The organism is Curtobacterium sp. VKM Ac-2861 (assembly GCF_013204965.1).
Lineage (GTDB): Bacteria > Actinomycetota > Actinomycetes > Actinomycetales > Microbacteriaceae > Curtobacterium.
In genome coordinates, this window is sequence record NZ_JABMLA010000003.1 from 378,598 (window position 1) to 396,573 (window position 17,976).

The following is a 17,976-nucleotide window of genomic DNA, read 5'->3' on the forward strand; positions in this document are numbered from 1 at the left end:
ACGCGCTGAGCGACAGTCCACGCGCCCGGTGGCCCGTGGACTGTCGCTCAGCGCGAAACGTCGGCGGAGCCCCTCAGACCTCGCGCACCTGCCCCTGCTTGAGGTGCAGGCGACGCTCGGCCCGCTTCGCCACCCACGAGTCGTGCGTGACGATGACGACCGTCAGCCCGCGTTCCTTCCACTGCTTCTCGATGAGCCCCATGATCTCGTCGCGGGTGCCCTCGTCGAGCGCGCCGGTCGGCTCGTCCGCCAGCAGGACGCTCGGGTTCTTCACCAGGGCACGGGCGATCGCCACGCGCTGCTGCTGCCCGCCGGAGAGCTCGGCCGGCAGGTGCTCCATCCGCTCGCCGAGCCCGACCTCGCGGAGCGCCGCCGTGGCCCGCTCGCGGATCTCCGAACGTGCCCGGTTCGCGAGCGACCCCGCGAACGCCGTCTCGACGTTCTCGAGCGCCGTCAGCGTCGGGATGAGGTTGAAGCTCTGGAACACGAAGCCGATCTCCGTCGCCCGCAGGTCGGTCAGCGCACGGTCGCCGAGCTTCGCCACGTCGCGGTCGCCGCCGAGGTGGATCGAGCCGGCCGTCGGCCGGTCGAGCGCTCCGAGCATCTGCAGCAGCGTCGACTTGCCGCCGCCGGTCGGCCCCTGGATCGCCACGAGCTGTCCCTGCGGGATCGTCAGGTCCACGTTCGTCAGGGCGGTGACGGTGCGGTTCTTCTGCTTGTACGTCTTGCTGACGTTGGTCAGCCGGTACATCGGACTGGAGGCGCGGCTCGCCTCCGCCTGGCCGGGTGCGGTGTCGGTGCTGGTCACGGTCACTCCTTCTGGTCGCGTGCTCGGGGTCGGTGCGGGGCCGGCGGTCGGCACCGCGCCCGTGGCGGGGCCGGGCATCAGGCCACGCTCCGCAGGGCCTCGGCCGGACGGAGCTTGCTCGCGCGCCAGCCGCCGAGTGCGCCGGCGATGAGGCCACCGAGGATCGCGAGGCCGATCGCCAGCAGGATCACCTCGACGGTCACCGGGGCGTGCAGGACCACGTCGGTCGTCGACGCGGTGCTCGCGCCGCCGCCGAAGCCACCGGCCGGGGCACCGCCCGTCGTGCCGCTGCCCGCGGCCGCGGTCGCCGCGCCACCGGGCATGGCACCGCCGCCACCCGCGCCGCCGCCACCGGTCGTGCTCGAGGCGCTCGCCGAGATGGTCGGGCTGATGATGTTCACCACGAGGATGCCGATCAGACCAGCTGCTGCGCCGAGGACACCGCCGATGAGGCCCTGCACGAGCGACTCTCCGGCGACCTGCCGGGTGATGCGGCCGTTCGACCAGCCGATGGCCTTGAGGGTGCCGAACTCGCGGGTGCGCCTCGTGACGCCGGAGATCGTGAAGAGGATCGCGATGAGGAACGCCGCCGCCAGCACCACGATCGACAGCCAGGTGCCGAGGTTCGAGACGAGGCTCGACGCGGTGCTCAGCGAACCGGAGACGCTCGACGCCAGGTCGGACTCGGTGGAGACCGTGGCGGTGGTGAGCTTCTGCTGCAGGGCGGTCTTGATCGCGCTGACGTCCGACGAGGACTCGGCGGACACGTAGATCGAGGTGACCTTGCCGTCGAGGTCCGCCAGTGCCTGCGCGGTGTCGAGGGGGATGTAGGTGTTCGAGCCGGTCGTCGACGACGAGCCGGTCGAGGTGACGATGCCGATGACCTCGAAGTCGGTGCCGCCGATGTCGACGGTGTCGCCGACCGCCTTCGACTCGCTCTTCGCGTAGGACGCGTCCAGCACGACGACGTCCTTGCCCGCGTCCTTCGCGGTGAACGTGCGGCCCTTGGTGAGCTCGGTGCTGGTCAGGGGGCCGACGGCGTCGCCGGAGACCGGGATGCCGGTCACGGTGAACGAGTCGACGTTGAACGAGCCGCCGCCGAAGCCACCGCCCTGGCCGGAGTCGCCACTCGGCGGGCCCTGCTGGGTGGAGCTGTCCGTGCTGCTGCTGTCGGAGCTGCTGCTGTCCGTGCTGCTGCCGTCGGTCGACTGCTGGACCTGCCCCGAGAACGTGCTGTTCTCGAGGGTCAGGACACCGGTCGCCGCCTTGACGCCGTCGGTGCCCGTCACGGTCGTGAGGTTCGCGGCGCTGAGCGTGCTCGTGCCGCGGGCGACGGCGAGCCGTGACTGCGACAGGTCGGTCGAACCGCTGCTGTCGCTGTCGTCACCGCTCTGGCTGCCGAAGTCGAAGCTCGGCCGACCGGAACCCGACGCGCTCGGGGTCGTCGTCTTCGTGACGGTGATGTCGGTGCCGACGCCGTACACGGACTGCAGGACGCTGGACTGTGCCGCCTTCACGCCGCCCGCGATCGAGGACACGATGACCACGAGGGCGATGGCCAACGCCATGCCGATCGCGATGATGACGGTCTGCTTCTTGCGGTTCGTGAGTTCGCGCCTGAGGTACGTCAGGAACATGGTTCTCCTCGGTGGTGGCCGGCTGGGGTCACCGGCCGCGCAGAGCGCACGGCGGGGCCGACGGAGGAGAACGTAGGCAGCCGGTCAGTGGCCGCCCCATCGGCAGCCTATGAGCTGTCTAAGGGGCCCTCAGCTCGCGTCGCCGTACTCCCGGCGCAGGTGCTCCGCGTAGCCGCCGGGCGTCCGGCCGGCGAACCGACCGCTCGTCACCACCGGCAGGTCGACCGTCGCGTCGACGCGGAACCCCATCGCGTGCGCCCGCTCGACGAGCCGGACGTCCTCGTGCTCGGGGACGGGGTCGAACCCGCCGAGCGCCAGGTACGCCGATGCCAGCACGCCGAGGTTCGCGCCGTGCACGTGCCCGAGCGCGGCACCGGGCGGGTGCGCCTGCGTCCACCGGGCGAGCACGACCGGGTCCAGGTCGTCCGGGTCGGGGACGACGGCGCCGACGAGCACGTGCGCCCCGGACCGGAGGGCGTCGGCCTGCTGGACCAGCCAGCCCTCCGGCACCCGCGAGTCCGCGTCGGTGTGGGCGAGCCAGCGGGACGCCGGGTCGGCGGGGTGCTGCCGGAGCGCGTGCGTGGCCCCGATGGTGCGCGCCCGACCGACGCCGACGTGGGCGGTCGCGACGACGTCGACGGGGAAGCGCTCGACGACCGTCGCCGTGTCGTCGGTGCAGCCGTCGAGCACGACCGTCACCGAGACCGCCACGTCGGGGTGCTCCTCGGCGAGTCGGGCGCGGGCGGCGAGCAGGGCGTCGAGGCAGGCGGCGATGCGGTCCTCCTCGTCGTGGGCGGGCAGCACGACGTCGATCCGCGTGACGCCGGAGGGCGCGGTCACCGGACGAGTCCCTCGGCCCGTGCGACCGACACGACGCCGGGGCCGGGCAGCACGCTCAGCACGAAGTCCGGTTCGACGTGGCGGACGAGCGCCGGTCGTGGCCACCGTTCCGCGAGCCGGGCGTCCACCGCGTCACCGCTCGACACCGCCTCGTCGTCGGGGTGGCGCCAGTGGCAGGCGACCAGCACGCCGTCGTCGTCGAGCGACGCCAGCACCCGGTCGATCGTCTCGTCGAGGTCGGCGGGGGACAGGTAGTAGCCCACCTCGGACATCACGACGAGGTCCCACCGACCCGTCGGCCACTCGGCGGGCAGCGAGGCCTGCACGAACCGGGCCCCCGGCGCACGGACGGCAGCCCGGTCCAGCGGCGCTGCCGAGATGTCGGTGCCGAGCACGGCGTCGGCCCGTTCGGCGAGCGCTGCGGTGAGGACGCCCGTGGCGCAGCCGAGCTCGAGCGCGGACCGGTACCGCTCGCGGGGGAGCGCGGCGAGCGTCACCGCCCGCTTGCGGCGTTCGTACCAGGAGCGCTCGAAGTCCCAGCCCTCCGGCTTCCGCTCGTAGTGCGCGTCGAACGACTCCCGCGAGCGCGACGCCGTCGGCTCGGGCGCGAAGAACCACTCGGCCGACCGCAGGTGGTGCGCGGCGTGCCGGTCGTCGATGATCGCCTCGTCCCCGGCGGCTCCGGACAGCGGGCGGATCTGCGAGGCGTAGGCGTCGAGGGCGGCGCGCTTCCGCTCCCGAACGGCGTCGGCCAACGGCAGGACCCGGGCTCGGTCCCACGGCTGTGCGGACGCGGACGGTTCGTCCCAGTGCCACGCCCAGATCGGGTACGTCAGCAGCGACACCCCGGTGGCATCGGCGGTCACCGCTTCGGCGACCTCACCAGCGATGCGGTGGTCCCGGTGACCGTCCCCGCGCCACGGCGCCACCACGAGCGTCGGCCGCGCGGCGTCGTCGAGCGCTCGCCGCAGGGCGTCGGTGACCTTGTCCCGGTGCTCCCGCGTCCCGCCGTCAGGGATCCCGACCGACGACGCCGTCGCCCCGGGGTGCAGCGTGGCGAGGGCCCGGACGAACTCGTCGTCGCGCACGGCCGCCAGCTCCGGCGCCGTCGTGGTGGGGGAGTCCGGGTGCGAGCGCTCGCCGCGGGTGAGGAGCACGACGTGGGTGGGGAGTCCCGCATCGGCTGCGGTCGCGATGAGCCCGCCGGCACCGAGGGTCTCGTCGTCGGGGTGCGGCGCGAGGACCACCACGGAGCCGATGCCGTCCAGGTCGAGGGGCGTGGCCGACCTCGTGTCGAGGAACGGTGTCCACACCGCGGGGTCGGTGCCCGGCTCGCGGTGGTCGAAGCTCACCACGCGACACCGCCGCGCTCCGTCACGATGCGGCCGATCCGGGCGAGGTCGCGGGCCCCGTGGTCCTGCAGCACGTAGAGCTCGAGGTCGGCGACCCGTGCTGCGACCGCGGGGTCCGAGGTCAGGGGAGCCGGGCCGACGGTGGCGACGACCCGCTCGCGCACGGCGTCCACCGCTCGGCGCACCCGTGAGCGCACCGTCTGGGCGAGCAGCGGCCAGTCGACCTCCGCAGCGTCGGGCTCCTCGGAGCGGTCGATCCGGGCGGCGGCGTCGGCGAGGGCGTCCTCGGCGTCAGCGAGGTCGAGCACGGTCGCACCGAGCGCGGCCTGCAGCAGTTCGGACTCCGGGTGGGCCGCGGCCAGCGCGCGCAGGACCCTGCCGAGGCCCACCGCACCGCCCCACCAGCACGCGGCGACGCCGATGCCGCCCCACGCGAAGCCCGGTCGCCGCAGGTACCAACCGGGAGCGCCGACGAGCCGTGCCGTGGCGCCGTCGAAGTCCACCGGGCCGCTCGGCACGTCGGGCATGCCCCGGGCGACCCAGGCCTCGTCGTGCGCGGTGACGCCGTCCTGGCGCAGGTCCACGGCGACGAGGACACGGTCGTCGCCGGCGCGCGCGGTCACCAGCGCGTGCGACAGCGTCGACGCGAGGGAGCACCACGGCTTCGTGCCGGTCAGGAGCGCCGTGCCGTCGTCCTGGAGCGCGGCCTCGAGTTGGAGTCCCGGGCCCTCGGCGGCGAAGACGCCCCAGGTCGAGTCGGCGGGGACCGGCACGTCGGCCTGCTGCAGGATGCCGAGCGCGTCGAGGTGGGGTTCGACGGTGCGGGCGGTCGCGACGTCGCCCGCGGCGACGGCGGCGAGTGTGGCGAGGAAGCCGCCGGCGGTCCCCGCGGACAGGAGCGGGGTGGTGGCGGCGAGTGTGCGCGCGGCCGTCAGACGGTCTGCCGGGCTCGAGCCGGGCCTCCCGGCCGTCTCCTCGATCCCCGCGGTGTCGACGTGCCTGGCGGACGGTGGCCAAGCGGAGGATCGCAGCATCCCCCCAACCTACGAAGGAGCGGCCGAGTGCCCTCGGAGCGATCCACAGAGCGCGGAGGGGCGGTCCACAGACAGCTCATAGGAATTCCTCGATACTCGAAGACGTGACCATCTCCCAGCCTGCAGCAGCCCCGCGCCTCACGCGTGCCGACGGAACCCCGTTGCGCATCCTGGTCGTCGACGACGAAGCCAGCCTCACCGACCTGTTGTCCATGGCGCTCCGCTACGAGGGCTGGGACGTGAAGAGCGCGAACGGCGGGCAGGACGCCCTGACGACGGCGCGGGAGTTCAAGCCCGACGCGATGGTGCTCGACGTGATGATGCCGGACCTCGACGGCCTGCAGGTGCTCAGCCGGCTGCGGCAGAACAACGACGACACCCCGGTGCTGTTCCTCACCGCGAAGGACTCGGTCGAGGACCGCGTGACCGGGCTCACCGCCGGCGGCGACGACTACGTCACCAAGCCGTTCTCCCTCGAGGAGGTCGTGGCGCGACTGCGGGGCCTCATCCGCCGCTCGCAGATCTCGATCTCCGAGGCCGGCGACTCCCGCATCGTGGTCGGCGACCTGGTGCTCGACGAGGAGTCGTACGAGGTGCACCGTGCCGGCCGGCCGATCGAGCTGACCGCCACCGAGTTCGAGCTCCTCCGCTTCCTGATGCGCAACCCCCGTCGCGTGCTGTCGAAGGCGCAGATCCTGGACCGCGTGTGGTCGTACGACTTCGGCGGCAAGTCCTCGGTCGTCGAGATCTACATCTCGTACCTGCGGAAGAAGATCGACGCCGGCGAAACCCCGATGATCCACACGGTGCGCGGCGTCGGGTACGTCATCAAGCCCACCTCGTGACCCTCCGGCGCCGGCTCGTCCTGAGCATCGTCGCCCTCGTCGTCGCCGTCAGCGCGGTGATCGGGGCGGCGAGCATCATCGCGCTCTCGTCGATCCAGACGGGTGCGATCGACAAGCAGATCACCAGCGCCACCCACCGTGCGCAGCGCTACCTCGAGCAGAACCAGAGCGGGCAGCCGAGCATCGACCTGTCCCGTCCGTCGGGGCAGGCCGCCGGCACCCTGACCGCCTACTTCGTGGACGGGCAGGTCGTCATCGCGAACGTCCTCGACGACTACGGGCGACCGAGCTCCATCACGCAGTCGAGTGCCTCGGCTCTCGGCCAGGTGCGCGTGGGCGGCGACCCGGAGACCGTCGACCTCGGCTCGGACATCGGGCGCTACCGGCTCACCGCCGTCACCGTCGGTCCCGCCGTCCTGGTCGTCGGACTGCCGATGGCCCCGGTCTACGCCAGCGTCTGGTCGCTGTTCTGGGTGGTCGTCATCGTCGTCGGCACCGCGCTGCTCGCCGCGTCGATCGTCGCCGCCGTCGTGGTCCGGCGTTCGCTGCGCCCGCTCGAGCGCGTCGCCGAGACCGCCTCGACCGTGGCCCGGATGCCCCTCGACCGCAGTGACGCCCTGGACGGCGTCCGCGTGCCCGACACCGACCCCCGCACCGAGGTGGGCCGGGTCGGCAGCGCCTTCAATCGGATGCTCGGGCACATCGGCAGCGCGATGCAGGCCCGGGAACGCTCGGAGCAGAAGGTCCGGCAGTTCGTCGCGGACGCCTCGCACGAGCTCCGCACCCCGCTCGCCTCGGTGCGCGGGTACGCCGAGCTCACCCGTCGGATGGGCGGTGACCTGCCGAAGGACGTCGTCTACGCCATGAGCCGCATCGAGTCCGAGTCGATCCGGATGACGTCGATGGTCGAGGACCTGCTGCTCCTCGCCCGCCTCGACGAGGGGCGCGAGATCCAGTTCGACGAGGTCGACCTGACCGGGCTCGTGCTCGACGCCGTGAACGACGCGCACGCCGCATCGCCGGAGCACGTCATCGAGATCGACGTGCCGTCGTCGCCCGTCGTGGTCGTGGGGGACGCCGCGCGCCTGCACCAGGTCATCGTGAACCTCGTCACGAACGCCAGGACCCACACCCCTGAGGGCACGCGCATCACCGTGGGCCTCGCGCCGTCGCCGTCGGGCCCCGGTGTCGACCTGACCGTGCGGGACACCGGGCAGGGCATCGACCCGGAATTCCTGCCGAAGCTGTTCGAGCGGTTCGCCCGTGCCGACAGCTCCCGGTCGCGCACCGTGGGGTCGACAGGGCTCGGGCTCGCGATCGTGGACGCGGTCGTGCAGGCGCACGGCGGGAGCGTCGAGGTGGCGAGTGTGCCGGGCGACACCGTGTTCACGGTGCACCTGCCGGTGGATCCGTCGGCCGCTTCGGCCGCTTCGGCCGCGTCGGCCGCTGGTGCGGATGCTTCCGCGGTGTCCCCTGATTGGTCGGGGACGCCCGCCGCGGTGGACGCGACCCACTGACGCTGGGGAGGCGCGGGGCGGGCCCGCACCGCGCCTTCAGACCGGTGTTTGGTCTCGTCCACGGCATCTGCTACTGTTCTCGAAGCCAAAGACCGCCGGATGTCGTGCTGCTCGCAACGTGGTTGTGAACATCGTGACCGAAGGTCCTCACTCGTGAGGCATCCCGCGCAGGTGTTCCGAACCACTCCCACCATCTGGTGAGAGCAGCTCCGAGCCTCTGCGCCGGAGCTTTTTTCGTTCGTGGACCTGGGGCTACCGGCAAGAAACCCCAAGGAGAACCATGGCGAACAAGGAAGCTGCGGTCGCCGAGCTCACGGAGTCCTTCCGTAGCTCGAACGCCGTTCTGCTCACCGAGTACCGCGGTCTCACGGTCGCGCAGCTCAAGGAGCTCCGCAACTCGATCCGTGAGCACGCCACGTACGCCGTGGTGAAGAACACGCTGACCAAGATCGCGGCGAACAACGCCGGCATCTCCTCGTTCGACGAGGAACTCGCCGGTCCGTCCGCTCTCGCCTTCGTCCACGGTGACACCGTCGCCGTCGCGAAGTCGCTGCGTGCATTCGCCAAGGCGAACCCCGAGCTCGTGGTGAAGGGCGGTTACTTCGACGGTAACCCGCTCACCGCGACCGAGGTGGACAAGCTCGCCGACCTCGAGTCCCGTGAAGTTCTGCTCGGCAAGCTCGCCGGCGCCTTCAAGGCCTCGCTGTTCGGTGCTGCGTACCTGTTCCAGGCCCCCCTCTCGCAGGCCGTCCGCACCGTGGACGCCCTTCGCGAGAAGCAGGAGTCCGCGGCCTGATCAGGCTCGCGTTCCACAACCACACGTATTACTGAGTAGTAGGAGAAAATCATGGCGAAGCTTTCGCAGGACGAGCTCATCGAGGCCTTCAAGGAGCTCACGCTCATCGAGCTCTCGGACTTCGTGAAGAAGTTCGAAGAGGTCTTCGAGGTCACCGCTGCTGCCCCGGCCGCTGCTGCCGCTCCGGCCGCCGCTGCCCCGGCCGAGGCCGCTGAGGAGAAGACCGAGTTCGACGTCATCCTCAAGTCCGCTGGTGACAAGAAGATCCAGGTCATCAAGGAGGTCCGTGGCCTGACGTCGCTCGGCCTCGGTGAGGCAAAGGCGCTCGTCGAGACCGCCGACGCCAAGATCCTCGAGGGTGCGAACAAGGAGACCGCCGACAAGGCGAAGGCGACCCTCGAGGCCGCTGGCGCCACGATCGAGCTCGCGTAGTCTCGACCGTTCGGTTCACGAAGGCCGCTGCCCCTCGGGGTGGCGGCCTTCGTCGTGCGCGACCTTTCGCGCTGAGCGACAGTTCGCGGGTCGCCGGTGGCGTGAGGTGTCGCACAGCGCGTGAGGTCGCACTGCTCAGAAAGAGATGCCGTGCGAGCGGAAGAGCGCGCGGAGGCGATCGGGCTCGACCAGGTGCCACCACGTGACGCGGATGACGGCGCGGACGATGGGGAGCGCACGGAGCCGGTCTTCACGTCGTTTCTCAGCCCAGAGCACGTCCGCAGGATCGCGCCCCCGCAGCATGGACGGGTCGACGTACTTCTGTCGCCCGTCGAACTCGACGATCACGCCCAACGTCGGGAACCAGAAGTCGACGCGGTCGACGGTGCCGTCTCGGTGTCGGAACTCGGCCTGTGGCTCGCACGGCGGGAGTCCGAGCTGGACGAACCGGATCGCGGCGAACGACTCGCCGACCGACTCGTGTCGAGCGTCCAACGCAGCGAGCACGGTCTCCGCACGCACGGATCCGCGCGCTGGACGGATGGGGACGGACCGGCGGAGGTCGTCGCGAGCGATCGCTCCCTGCCGGACTGCCGCATCGACGGCGACCGCTGCGGTGTGGGGTGCACTCGAGGTGATGAGCGCGAGCGCGGTGTCGAGTGCGGCGGTGACCGGCACACCGTCGAAGGCGACCGAGTCGTTCAGGGGCGGCCCTGGGCAGGGGTGCCGGACGAGACCTGCTCGGTGCTGGATTGACGGGACCGCCGGGTCGATGACGTGGACGCGATCTGGAGCGGTCCCGACCAGCGGCCACCCGTGCATCAATGCGGCGGTGACGTGCGAGAACACCGACCCGACTCGGAGCCGTGGAGCGATCGCCCGTGCGCGGGCGAGGTGCTGGCCGACAGGGCTGAGGGCCTCCCATTCGTCCGCTGGGATGTACACGCCAGCGAGCAGGCGGACGAGTGTGCCCGACGCATGCTTGCGTTGCAGGAGTCTTGCGTTCGCCGGATCCAGTGCTGTCGCCCGGAGCAGGCGTGGCCGGTGGGTGCTCTCGTTCATGCCGTGATGATCGTCGAGGCGGTCCGTGCCGTGTCTGCCCGTCGGACACCTGTGGACCTGGAGCCCCGGCGCCGTCCCTGTGGAGGAATGAGCCAGCATCGAGTTCGCGGGCTCAGCGACGTCTCACGGGCAGTGGGACGCGTGAACTGTCGCTGGGCCCGCGAAGTCGCCGGAGGGCGGCGCGGGTCAGCGCAAGGTGCTGTGACGGCGGCCCCAGGCCAGGTAGAGCACGGCGCCGACGACCATCCAGATGCCGAAGGCGATCCACGTCGTTGCGCCGAGGAACACCGCCAGGAGCACGCAGCTCAGGGCGCCGAGGATCGGCACGACGGGGAACAGCGGCACGCGGTACGAGCGCTCGAGGTCGGGCTGCGAGCGACGGAGCACGATGACCGACACGTTGACGAGCGCGAACGCGACGAGGGTGCCGATGCTGGTGGCGTCGGCGAGCTCGCCCAGGGGGACCAGGGCGGCGACGATCGTGACCGCGATGCCGATGATCAACGTGTTCGCGATGGGGGTGCCGGTGCGCCGGGAGACCCGACCGAAGACCTTCGGGACGAGGCCGTCGCGGGCCATGGTGAGCAGGATCCGCGTCTGGCCGTAGAGCACGGTCAGCACCACGCTCGCGATCGCGATCACCGCGCCGATCGAGAACACCAGCGCGACGAGCGGCTGACCCGTGACGTCGACCACGATGCGGACGAGCGAGGCCTCGGACGACGAGAAGTCCGTCCACGAACGGGCACCGATCGCGGCGATGGCGACGAGGATGTAGAGCGCCGTGATGAGCGCGATCGAACCGATGATCGCCCGGGGGAGGTCGCGGCGCGGGTTCTTCGCCTCTTCGCCGGCGGTGGAGGCGGCGTCGAAACCGATGTACGAGAAGAAGAGCCTGGACGCCGCGGCGGTCACTCCAGCGGCACCCATCGGCGCGAGCGGCTCGAAGTTCTGCGCCTGGAAGGCCGCGAATGCGACGACCACGAAGAACACGAGCAGTGCGATCTTCACGACGACCATGACGGTGTTCACCCAGGCGCTCTCGCGGGCACCGGGGATCAGGACGACGGTGGCGAGCAGGACCAGGACGGCCGCCGGCAGGTTCACGACGCCGCCGTCGCCCGGAGGCGCGGACAGTGCTGTCGGCAGGTGCAACCCGAACACGCGCAGGGTCTCGTCCACGTACTCGCTCGCGCCGACCGCGACCGCGGCCACCGAGACGGCGTACTCGAGGACGAGGCACCATCCGCAGACCCACGCGATGCCCTCGCCCATGGTGGCGTAGGTGTACGAGTAGCTCGACCCCGAAGTCGGGACGGCTCCGGCCATCTCGGCGTAGGACAGTGCCGAGAGCAGGGCCGCGATCCCCGCGACGACGAAGGAGATCCACACGGCAGGACCCGCGAGCGGCACGGCCGTGCCGAGCACCACGAGGATGCCGGTCCCGAGGGTCGCGCCGACGCTGATCATCGTCAGGTGCCAGACACCGAGCGACCGGCGGAGCGGTTCGCCGTTGACGCCGACGGCCGCCTCGGACTGCAGTTGCTCGATCGGCTTGCGGCGGGCGAGCTGCTGGCGGAGGGACGTGGGACGGGACGGCGCGGACGTCATGGGACCTCGGTGGTGCGGGGGCGGGGACGGCACATGCTCGCACGCCCCCTGAACGGGGTCAAATACGGCCGTCGGACTGCACCGCGGAACGGCGGTCGTCGAGCGCGCGCCGATGTCCGACCGCGGGGATACGGTTGCTGCATGAGCATGGGCGGCGGGATGCGCGGGGGCGGCGGTGGCGGTGGTCCGCGCGGCGGCGGCCGGATCTCCAGCGGTGACTTCCGTGCGCAGAAGGCCGCCAACGCCGAAGCGCCGAAGATCCCGCACCTGGTGAAGCGGATCGCCGGGCTGTTCGTCCCGCACCGGCGGTCGATCATCCTGACGGTCGTCCTCGTGCTGATCGGCGCGGCGATCTCGGTGATCCCGCCGCTGTTGACGCAGCAGGCGTTCGACCGGGGCCTGTTCCCACCCTCCGGCAGCCCCGACGTCCCGGTGCTGGTCGAGCTCGTGTCGGCGATGGTGTTCCTCTGGATCGCGAGCGCCGGGGTGGGCGTCTGGCAGACCTACCTGACGGCGACGGTCGGCAACAAGGTCATGGGCGCCATGCGGATGCGCCTGTTCGGGCACCTGCAGCGCATGGAACTCGCGTTCTTCACCCGCACGAAGACCGGGGTCATCCAGTCCCGCCTGCAGAACGACGTCGGCGGCGTCGCGAGCGTGCTGAACAACACGATCTCGTCGGTGCTCGGCAACACCGTCACGGTCATCGCCGCCATCGTCGCCATGCTGCTGCTGAGCTGGCAGATGACCCTGGTCGCGGTCGTGCTGCTCCCGTTGCTCGTCATCGCGCAGCGTCGGGTCGGGCAGGTCCGTGCCCGCATCGCCGGGCAGACGCAGGAGTCGCTGTCCGACATGACGGCGATCACGCAAGAGGCACTGAGCGTCTCCGGCATCCTGCTGGCCAAGAGCTTCAACCAGCAGCGCAGTGAGACCCGCCGCTACGGGGACGAGAACCGCAACCAGATCCAGTTGCAGGTCCGCCAGCAGATGTCCGGGCAGTGGTTCTTCGCGATCGTGCAGATCTTCCTGTCGATCATCCCGGCGATCATCTACCTCGTCGCGGCCTGGCTGATCATCGGCGACGTCCCGATCACCGCCGGCACCATCGTCGCGTTCACGACGGTGCAGTCGCGCTTGCTGTTCCCGACGGTCGGACTGCTCCGGGTGGTGCTCGACCTGCAGACCTCCGGAGCGCTGTTCGCCCGGATCTTCGAGTACTTCGACCTGAAGCCCGCGATCACCGACTCGCCCACGGCGAAGCCCGTCGACGACACCATGGTCGGTCACGTCGCGTTCGACGACGTGACGTTCACGTACCCGGACGGCGAGGCCGACAAGCCGACGCTCCGCGGGGTCTCGTTCGACCTCCGACCCGGGCAGTTCGCCGCCTTCGTCGGTCCATCGGGCGCGGGCAAGACCACCGTGTCGTACCTGGTGCCACGGTTGTACGAGGCGACCGAGGGTTCCGTGCGGTTCGCCGGACAGGACGTCCGCGACCTCGTGCACGAGGACCTCATGCGCCACGTGGGGATCGTCAGCCAGGAGACGTACCTGTTCCACGCGACGATCGGCGACAACCTGCGCTACGCCAAGCCGGACGCCACCGACGACGAGGTCGAACGGGCGGCGCGGGCGGCGAACATCCACGACACGATCGCCTCGTTCCCGGACGGCTACGACACCGTCGTGGGGGAGCGCGGGTACCGGCTGTCCGGCGGCGAGAAGCAGCGGATCGCGATCGCGCGGGTGCTCCTGAAGGACCCTCCCGTGCTCGTGCTCGACGAGGCCACGAGCGCGCTCGACTCGATCTCGGAGCGCGTGGTGCAGACCGCGCTCGACACCGCCGCCGCGGGGCGCACCACCATCTCGATCGCGCACCGGCTGTCGACGATCCGGGACGCCGACGTCATCTTCGTGCTCGACCACGGGCGGATCGTCGAGCAGGGCACGCACGACGAACTCCTCGCGCTCGAAGGCACCTACGCGCTCCTGCACCGGCAGCAGAACACCCCGGCAGACACCGTCGAGCGCTGAGCCGGCCGGCCGGCGCCGGCGCCGGCGCGCACAGACCGACCGGTGCCAGCGTGCGCGGCGCGTGCGCGGAACGGACAGGTGACCCGACGGCGGACGGGAGGCCCGTGACCGGCCCGCAGCGCGCCTCCCGTCCGACCGCCCGCGTCTCCAGCCCGCCGTCTCCACCCCGCCGTCTCCACCCCGCCGTCTCGAGCCCGCACCGCGACAGGTGTCGCGAACGCGACCACCGAGGTCACGAAGCCGCAACGAACGTCGGATACCTGACACGAGTGTTGCTCGCGTGGTACCTGTGGTTGACGCGCACGCGTGCACCCTGCCCTCCTGAGCGGAGTTCGAAGTGACTGCAGTCCCACCGACGTCCGACACCAGCAGCCCCGGTCCCGACCCGATCCCCCCGGCGACGGACGCGCAGACGGGCGGTCCTCGCGTCGTCGAGGACGCACCGCGCAGGAAGGGCAAGCTCCGGGCGTTCCTGACGAGCGGCTCACTCGACATCCAGTCGAAGCTCCTGGTGATGCTGCTCGCCGTGAGCATCATCGCGGCGCTGGTGGTCGGCGTCGTCGGGTACCTGAACGGTCGTGCCTCGCTCGAGAACGCGGCGCTCAACCAGGTGACGTCGCTGCGCGAGGCGCGGATCACCGAGCTGAAGCGGTCGTTCGACCAGTGCACGCAGACGGTCGTCGCGCAGACCCGCAACGAGAGCGTGATCGGCGCGACCAAGGCGTTCTCGGCCGGGTGGGACGACCTGCGCGACCGTCCGGTGTCCGACGCCGACCACACGAAGATCGACGCCTGGTACGCGGACACCTTCGTCCCGCAGCTCGACGCGCGGAGTGGCGGCTCGGCGAACCCGGACCAGTTCGCGCCGACGACCGATCCGCAGGCGTACCTGCAAGCCCGGTACACGGCGCCCTTCGACGACTACGACCAGGCCGCGCAACTCGACGACGCCGGTGACGGCAGCAAGTGGTCCGAGGCGCACGCCGAGTACCAGCCGTACTTCCGCCAGGCGGTCGAGTCCGCCGGTTACGAGGACCTGCTCCTCATGGACACCGACGGCGACGTGACGTACTCGACCTACTCCGGGGCGGACCTCGGTTCCAACCTGCAGGACGGCCCGTACCGCGACTCGAACCTGGCGAGCGGGTACGAGGAGGCGCTGCAGCTGACCAGTGCGGACGACTTCGTGGTGACCGACTTCGCCCGGTACGCACCGAGCCTGAACGTCCCGACGCTGTGGGTGATGTCCCCGGTGGCCGACGACGGCAAGATCATCGGCGTGATGGCCGTGCAGGTGCCCGTGGACCTCATCAACCAGGTCATGACGGGCAACCAGGACTGGGCCGACGACGGGCTCGGCGACACGGGGGAGTCGTACCTGGTGGGGGCGGACCACCTGATGCGGTCCTACCCGCGCCAGCTGCTCGAGCACCCGAAGCAGTACCAGCGCGACGTGATCGCCGCGGGGACCGCACCCGGCACGGCCGCGCGACAGATCGCCGTGAAGGGGTCGGTGCTCCTGCAGGAGGTCAACACCACCCCGGTCAGCCGGGCACTGCAGGGCAAGTCGGGCACGGTGATCTCGAACGACTACCGGGGCAAGGAGGTGTTGTCCGCGTACGCGCCGCTCGAGGTGGACGGCCTGCGCTGGGTGGTCGTAGCGCAGATGGACACCGCTGAGGCCTTCGCACCGGTGAACGACTTCGCCCGGAACATCGGGTTGTCCCTGGTCGCCATCATCGTCCTGGTGAGCCTGCTGTCGCTGCTGCTGGCGCAGGTCTTCGTCCGCCCCATCCGCCGACTGCAGACCGCGGTGAACCGGGTCAGCAGCGGCGATCTCGGCGTCGAGGTGAAGACGAAGGCCGGTGACGAGATCGGTGACCTCGGGCTCGCCTTCAACGACATGAGCCGGAGCCTGCAGGTGAAGCAGGACCTGCTCGACGAGCAGCGGCGGCAGAACGACACCCTGCTCCTGACGCTCATGCCGGAGGAGGTCGCCCGGCGGTACAAGCAGGGCGACGAGACCATCGCCTCGGACCACCAGGACGTCGCGGTGGTCTACGCGGACATCATCGGGTACGACGACTTCGCCGCCGGCCTGACGGCGGAGGAGTCCCTGTCGCTGCTCAACGACCTGTGGCGGTCCCTCGACGAAGCCGCTGGTCGGCACGGGATCGAGCGGGTGCGCACGACGCGCAGCGGCTACCTGGCCAGCTGCGGTCTGAGCGTGCCCCGCGTCGACAACGTCCGGCGGGTGGTCGACTGGGCGGAGGAAGCACAGGGTGCGCTCGAGCGGTTCAACGCCCAGCACGGTTCGAAGGTCGGGCTGCGCGCGGGCATCGACACCGGCCAGGTGACGAGCGGTCTGGTCGGTCGTTCCAGCATCGTCTACGACATGTGGGGCGATGCCGTCAGCCTGGCGTACCGGGTCCAGGGCATCGCGCCCGCGCCCGGGGTGTACGCGACGCAGCGGGTGATCGACAAGCTCGGTGACCGCAGTGGCGTGCAGGACGTCGCGACGGTGCAGACCCAGACCGGACCGCAGAAGGTCTGGAAGCTCGAGCGGGTGGCGTCGTGATCGCCTTCTGGGAGCAGGCGTGGTTCTGGCCGTCGATCAGCGTGATCGTCGGGTTGCCGCTCCTGCTGCTCCTGCTGACCGAGGTGCAGTCGAGCCTCGAGCGTCGGCACAACCCGATGTCGAAGGTCGTCGCGCTGCTGCGCAACGCCGTCGTCCCGGTCATCGCGATCCTGGTCCTGTCGGTGCAGGTGACCGACGCGGTCGACCCGGGTCGGCCGGTGGTCAGCCAGGTCATCGCGACCGTGCTCGGCTTCCTGCTGATCGTCTTCGTGCTGAACGGGCTGAACATCCTGATGTTCACGAACGCTAGGAAGGGGACGTGGCGCGAGAAGATCCCGTCGATCTTCGTCGACATCGCCCGCGTCATCCTGGTGGCGATCGGCCTCGCGGTGGTGTTCCGCATCGTGTGGGGGACCGACATCGGCGGCATCTTCACGGCGCTCGGGGTCGGGTCGTTCGTGATCGCCCTCGCGTTGCAGACCGCCGTCGGGCCCATCGTCGCCGGCCTGTTCCTGCTGTTCGAACAGCCGTTCCGCCTCGGCGACTGGCTCGACATCGGCGGCACGCGCGGCCGGGTGGTCGAGGTCAACTGGCGATCGGTGCACGTCGACACCGGCGAGGGCATCCTGATCACCCCGATCGGATCGTTGGCCGGGGCGTCGTTCACGAACCTCAGCCGCACCGGTGGCACGTTCCCGGTGTCGACCGACGTCACGTTCACGACGGACGATCCACCCGCCGCCGTGGTCGCCCTGCTCGAGCGGGTCGCCAGCGGTCTCCCGCAGCTGTACACCGGGACGCGACCGACGGCGGTGCCTGCGGGCGGTGCGGCGTACACGGTGTCGTTCCAGGTGCGCGGCCCGTCCCAGGAAGCCGACGCGCTCGCCCAGTTCCGGATGTGGCTCTGGTACGCCGCTCGTCGCGCCGGACTCGGGCTCGACGGCGACACCACCGACGACTTCGTGACGGACGCCCGCCGCGACGAGGCGCTCGCGGCCATCGCCGCGACGCTGTACCTGAGCGGGGACGACAGCGTCGCACTCGCCCCGGTGGTGCGCCTGGAGCGTTACGCCGCCGGCGAGGTCATCCACCGGGTGGGGACCGTGCCGGACGCGGTCCGGTTCGTCCTGTCCGGCAGCGTGGACCTCCGGGTCCCGTTCGAGGACGCCGAGTTGCCGGCGACCCGCGTCGAGGCCGGCGACTACGTCGGACAGACGGCGTTGACCCGGGAGGCGCTGCTCACGACCGCCACGGCGCTCACCGAGGTCTCGGTGCTGGTCATCCCCGCCACGGCGCTCGACCAGATCGTCCGGTCCACCCCGGCGCTGGCGCGCGACATGGGCGACGTGATCGACCGTCGACGCGCCGAGGTGTCCGCAGCGGTGTCCGCGCACGTCGCATCCCAGCAGAACGCGGTGACGGCGTCCTAG

At 70.9% G+C, this 17,976-nt stretch carries 14 protein-coding genes; 7 read left to right on the forward strand and 7 right to left on the reverse strand.

The window, feature by feature from the left end:
- Nucleotides 1–73: 73 nt before the first annotated feature.
- The 5 genes from HQQ88_RS09895 to HQQ88_RS09915 form a co-directional block, all read right to left on the reverse strand.
- Nucleotides 74–751: an ABC transporter ATP-binding protein gene (locus tag HQQ88_RS09895; RefSeq protein WP_111084468.1), complete on the reverse strand. Its 678-nt coding sequence runs from the start codon at nt 749–751 to the stop codon at nt 74–76.
- Between the two features lie 134 nt (nt 752–885).
- Entirely contained in the window at nt 886–2,445 is a 1,560-nt protein-coding gene (locus HQQ88_RS09900) for an ABC transporter permease (protein WP_173169330.1), read from the reverse strand.
- A gap of 129 nt (nt 2,446–2,574) precedes the next feature.
- Nucleotides 2,575–3,285 carry a glycosyltransferase gene (locus HQQ88_RS09905; RefSeq protein WP_165918794.1) on the reverse strand — a complete coding sequence of 237 codons (711 nt, stop codon included), beginning with the start codon at nt 3,283–3,285 and terminating at the stop codon, nt 2,575–2,577.
- Complete coding sequence (locus HQQ88_RS09910; protein WP_367917006.1) at nt 3,282–4,637, reverse strand: PIG-L family deacetylase; 1,356 nt, start codon at nt 4,635–4,637, stop codon at nt 3,282–3,284. The genes HQQ88_RS09905 and HQQ88_RS09910 overlap by 4 nt, the downstream gene beginning before the upstream one ends.
- On the reverse strand, nt 4,634–5,671 hold the full coding sequence (locus tag HQQ88_RS09915) for an acyl-CoA/acyl-ACP dehydrogenase (protein WP_173169332.1): 1,038 nt from the start codon (nt 5,669–5,671) through the stop codon (nt 4,634–4,636). The genes HQQ88_RS09910 and HQQ88_RS09915 overlap by 4 nt, the downstream gene beginning before the upstream one ends.
- Nucleotides 5,672–5,781: 110 nt before the next feature.
- Here HQQ88_RS09915 and HQQ88_RS09920 point away from each other — a divergent pair, with 110 nt between their 5' ends.
- The 4 genes from HQQ88_RS09920 (at nt 5,782) to rplL (ending at nt 9,261) form a co-directional block, all read left to right on the forward strand.
- The gene (locus HQQ88_RS09920) at nt 5,782–6,516 is read left to right on the forward strand and encodes a response regulator transcription factor (protein ID WP_197068690.1); all 735 of its coding nucleotides are present in this window, start codon (nt 5,782–5,784) and stop codon (nt 6,514–6,516) included.
- Entirely contained in the window at nt 6,513–8,033 is a 1,521-nt protein-coding gene (locus HQQ88_RS09925) for a HAMP domain-containing sensor histidine kinase (protein ID WP_173169333.1), read from the forward strand. Before HQQ88_RS09920 ends, HQQ88_RS09925 begins: the two co-directional genes overlap by 4 nt.
- Before the next feature lie 280 nt (nt 8,034–8,313).
- Nucleotides 8,314–8,829, forward strand: a complete 516-nt coding sequence (rplJ, locus tag HQQ88_RS09930; protein ID WP_123292121.1) for a 50S ribosomal protein L10 — start codon at nt 8,314–8,316, stop codon at nt 8,827–8,829.
- 51 nt (nt 8,830–8,880) lie between these two features.
- Nucleotides 8,881–9,261: a 50S ribosomal protein L7/L12 gene (gene rplL / locus HQQ88_RS09935; protein ID WP_017888664.1), complete on the forward strand. Its 381-nt coding sequence runs from the start codon at nt 8,881–8,883 to the stop codon at nt 9,259–9,261.
- A 135-nt stretch (nt 9,262–9,396) separates the two neighbouring features.
- Here the strand turns inward: rplL and HQQ88_RS09940 are convergent, their stop codons facing one another.
- Nucleotides 9,397–10,323, reverse strand: coding sequence for a hypothetical protein (locus HQQ88_RS09940; RefSeq protein WP_173169334.1), 927 nt, complete (start codon nt 10,321–10,323; stop codon nt 9,397–9,399).
- 186 nt (nt 10,324–10,509) lie between these two features.
- A complete protein-coding gene (locus HQQ88_RS09945; protein ID WP_173169335.1) occupies nt 10,510–11,934 on the reverse strand; it encodes an amino acid permease in 1,425 nt (474 codons plus the stop codon).
- Between the two features lie 141 nt (nt 11,935–12,075).
- Here HQQ88_RS09945 and HQQ88_RS09950 point away from each other — a divergent pair, with 141 nt between their 5' ends.
- The 3 genes from HQQ88_RS09950 (at nt 12,076) to HQQ88_RS09960 (ending at nt 17,976) form a co-directional block, all read left to right on the forward strand.
- Nucleotides 12,076–13,968 carry an ABC transporter ATP-binding protein gene (locus tag HQQ88_RS09950; RefSeq protein ID WP_243692437.1) on the forward strand — a complete coding sequence of 631 codons (1,893 nt, stop codon included), beginning with the start codon at nt 12,076–12,078 and terminating at the stop codon, nt 13,966–13,968.
- 337 nt (nt 13,969–14,305) lie between these two features.
- The gene (locus tag HQQ88_RS09955) at nt 14,306–16,546 is read left to right on the forward strand and encodes an adenylate/guanylate cyclase domain-containing protein (protein WP_173169336.1); all 2,241 of its coding nucleotides are present in this window, start codon (nt 14,306–14,308) and stop codon (nt 16,544–16,546) included.
- Nucleotides 16,543–17,976 (forward strand): mechanosensitive ion channel domain-containing protein, encoded by a 1,434-nt coding sequence (locus tag HQQ88_RS09960; RefSeq protein WP_173169337.1) that lies wholly within the window; start codon nt 16,543–16,545, stop codon nt 17,974–17,976. Before HQQ88_RS09955 ends, HQQ88_RS09960 begins: the two co-directional genes overlap by 4 nt.

Excerpts from the sequence above, each read along its gene's own strand:
- HQQ88_RS09895 (WP_111084468.1), bottom strand. The coding sequence starts at position 751 with ATGTACCGGCTGACCAACGTCAGCAAGACGTACAAGCAGAAGAACCGC.
- HQQ88_RS09900 (WP_173169330.1), bottom strand. The coding sequence starts at position 2,445 with ATGTTCCTGACGTACCTCAGGCGCGAACTCACGAACCGCAAGAAGCAG.
- HQQ88_RS09915 (WP_173169332.1), bottom strand. The coding sequence starts at position 5,671 with ATGCTGCGATCCTCCGCTTGGCCACCGTCCGCCAGGCACGTCGACACC.
- rplJ (WP_123292121.1), top strand. The coding sequence starts at position 8,314 with ATGGCGAACAAGGAAGCTGCGGTCGCCGAGCTCACGGAGTCCTTCCGT.
- rplL (WP_017888664.1), top strand. The coding sequence starts at position 8,881 with ATGGCGAAGCTTTCGCAGGACGAGCTCATCGAGGCCTTCAAGGAGCTC.
- HQQ88_RS09940 (WP_173169334.1), bottom strand. The coding sequence starts at position 10,323 with ATGAACGAGAGCACCCACCGGCCACGCCTGCTCCGGGCGACAGCACTG.
- HQQ88_RS09945 (WP_173169335.1), bottom strand. The coding sequence starts at position 11,934 with ATGACGTCCGCGCCGTCCCGTCCCACGTCCCTCCGCCAGCAGCTCGCC.
- HQQ88_RS09950 (WP_243692437.1), top strand. The coding sequence starts at position 12,076 with ATGAGCATGGGCGGCGGGATGCGCGGGGGCGGCGGTGGCGGTGGTCCG.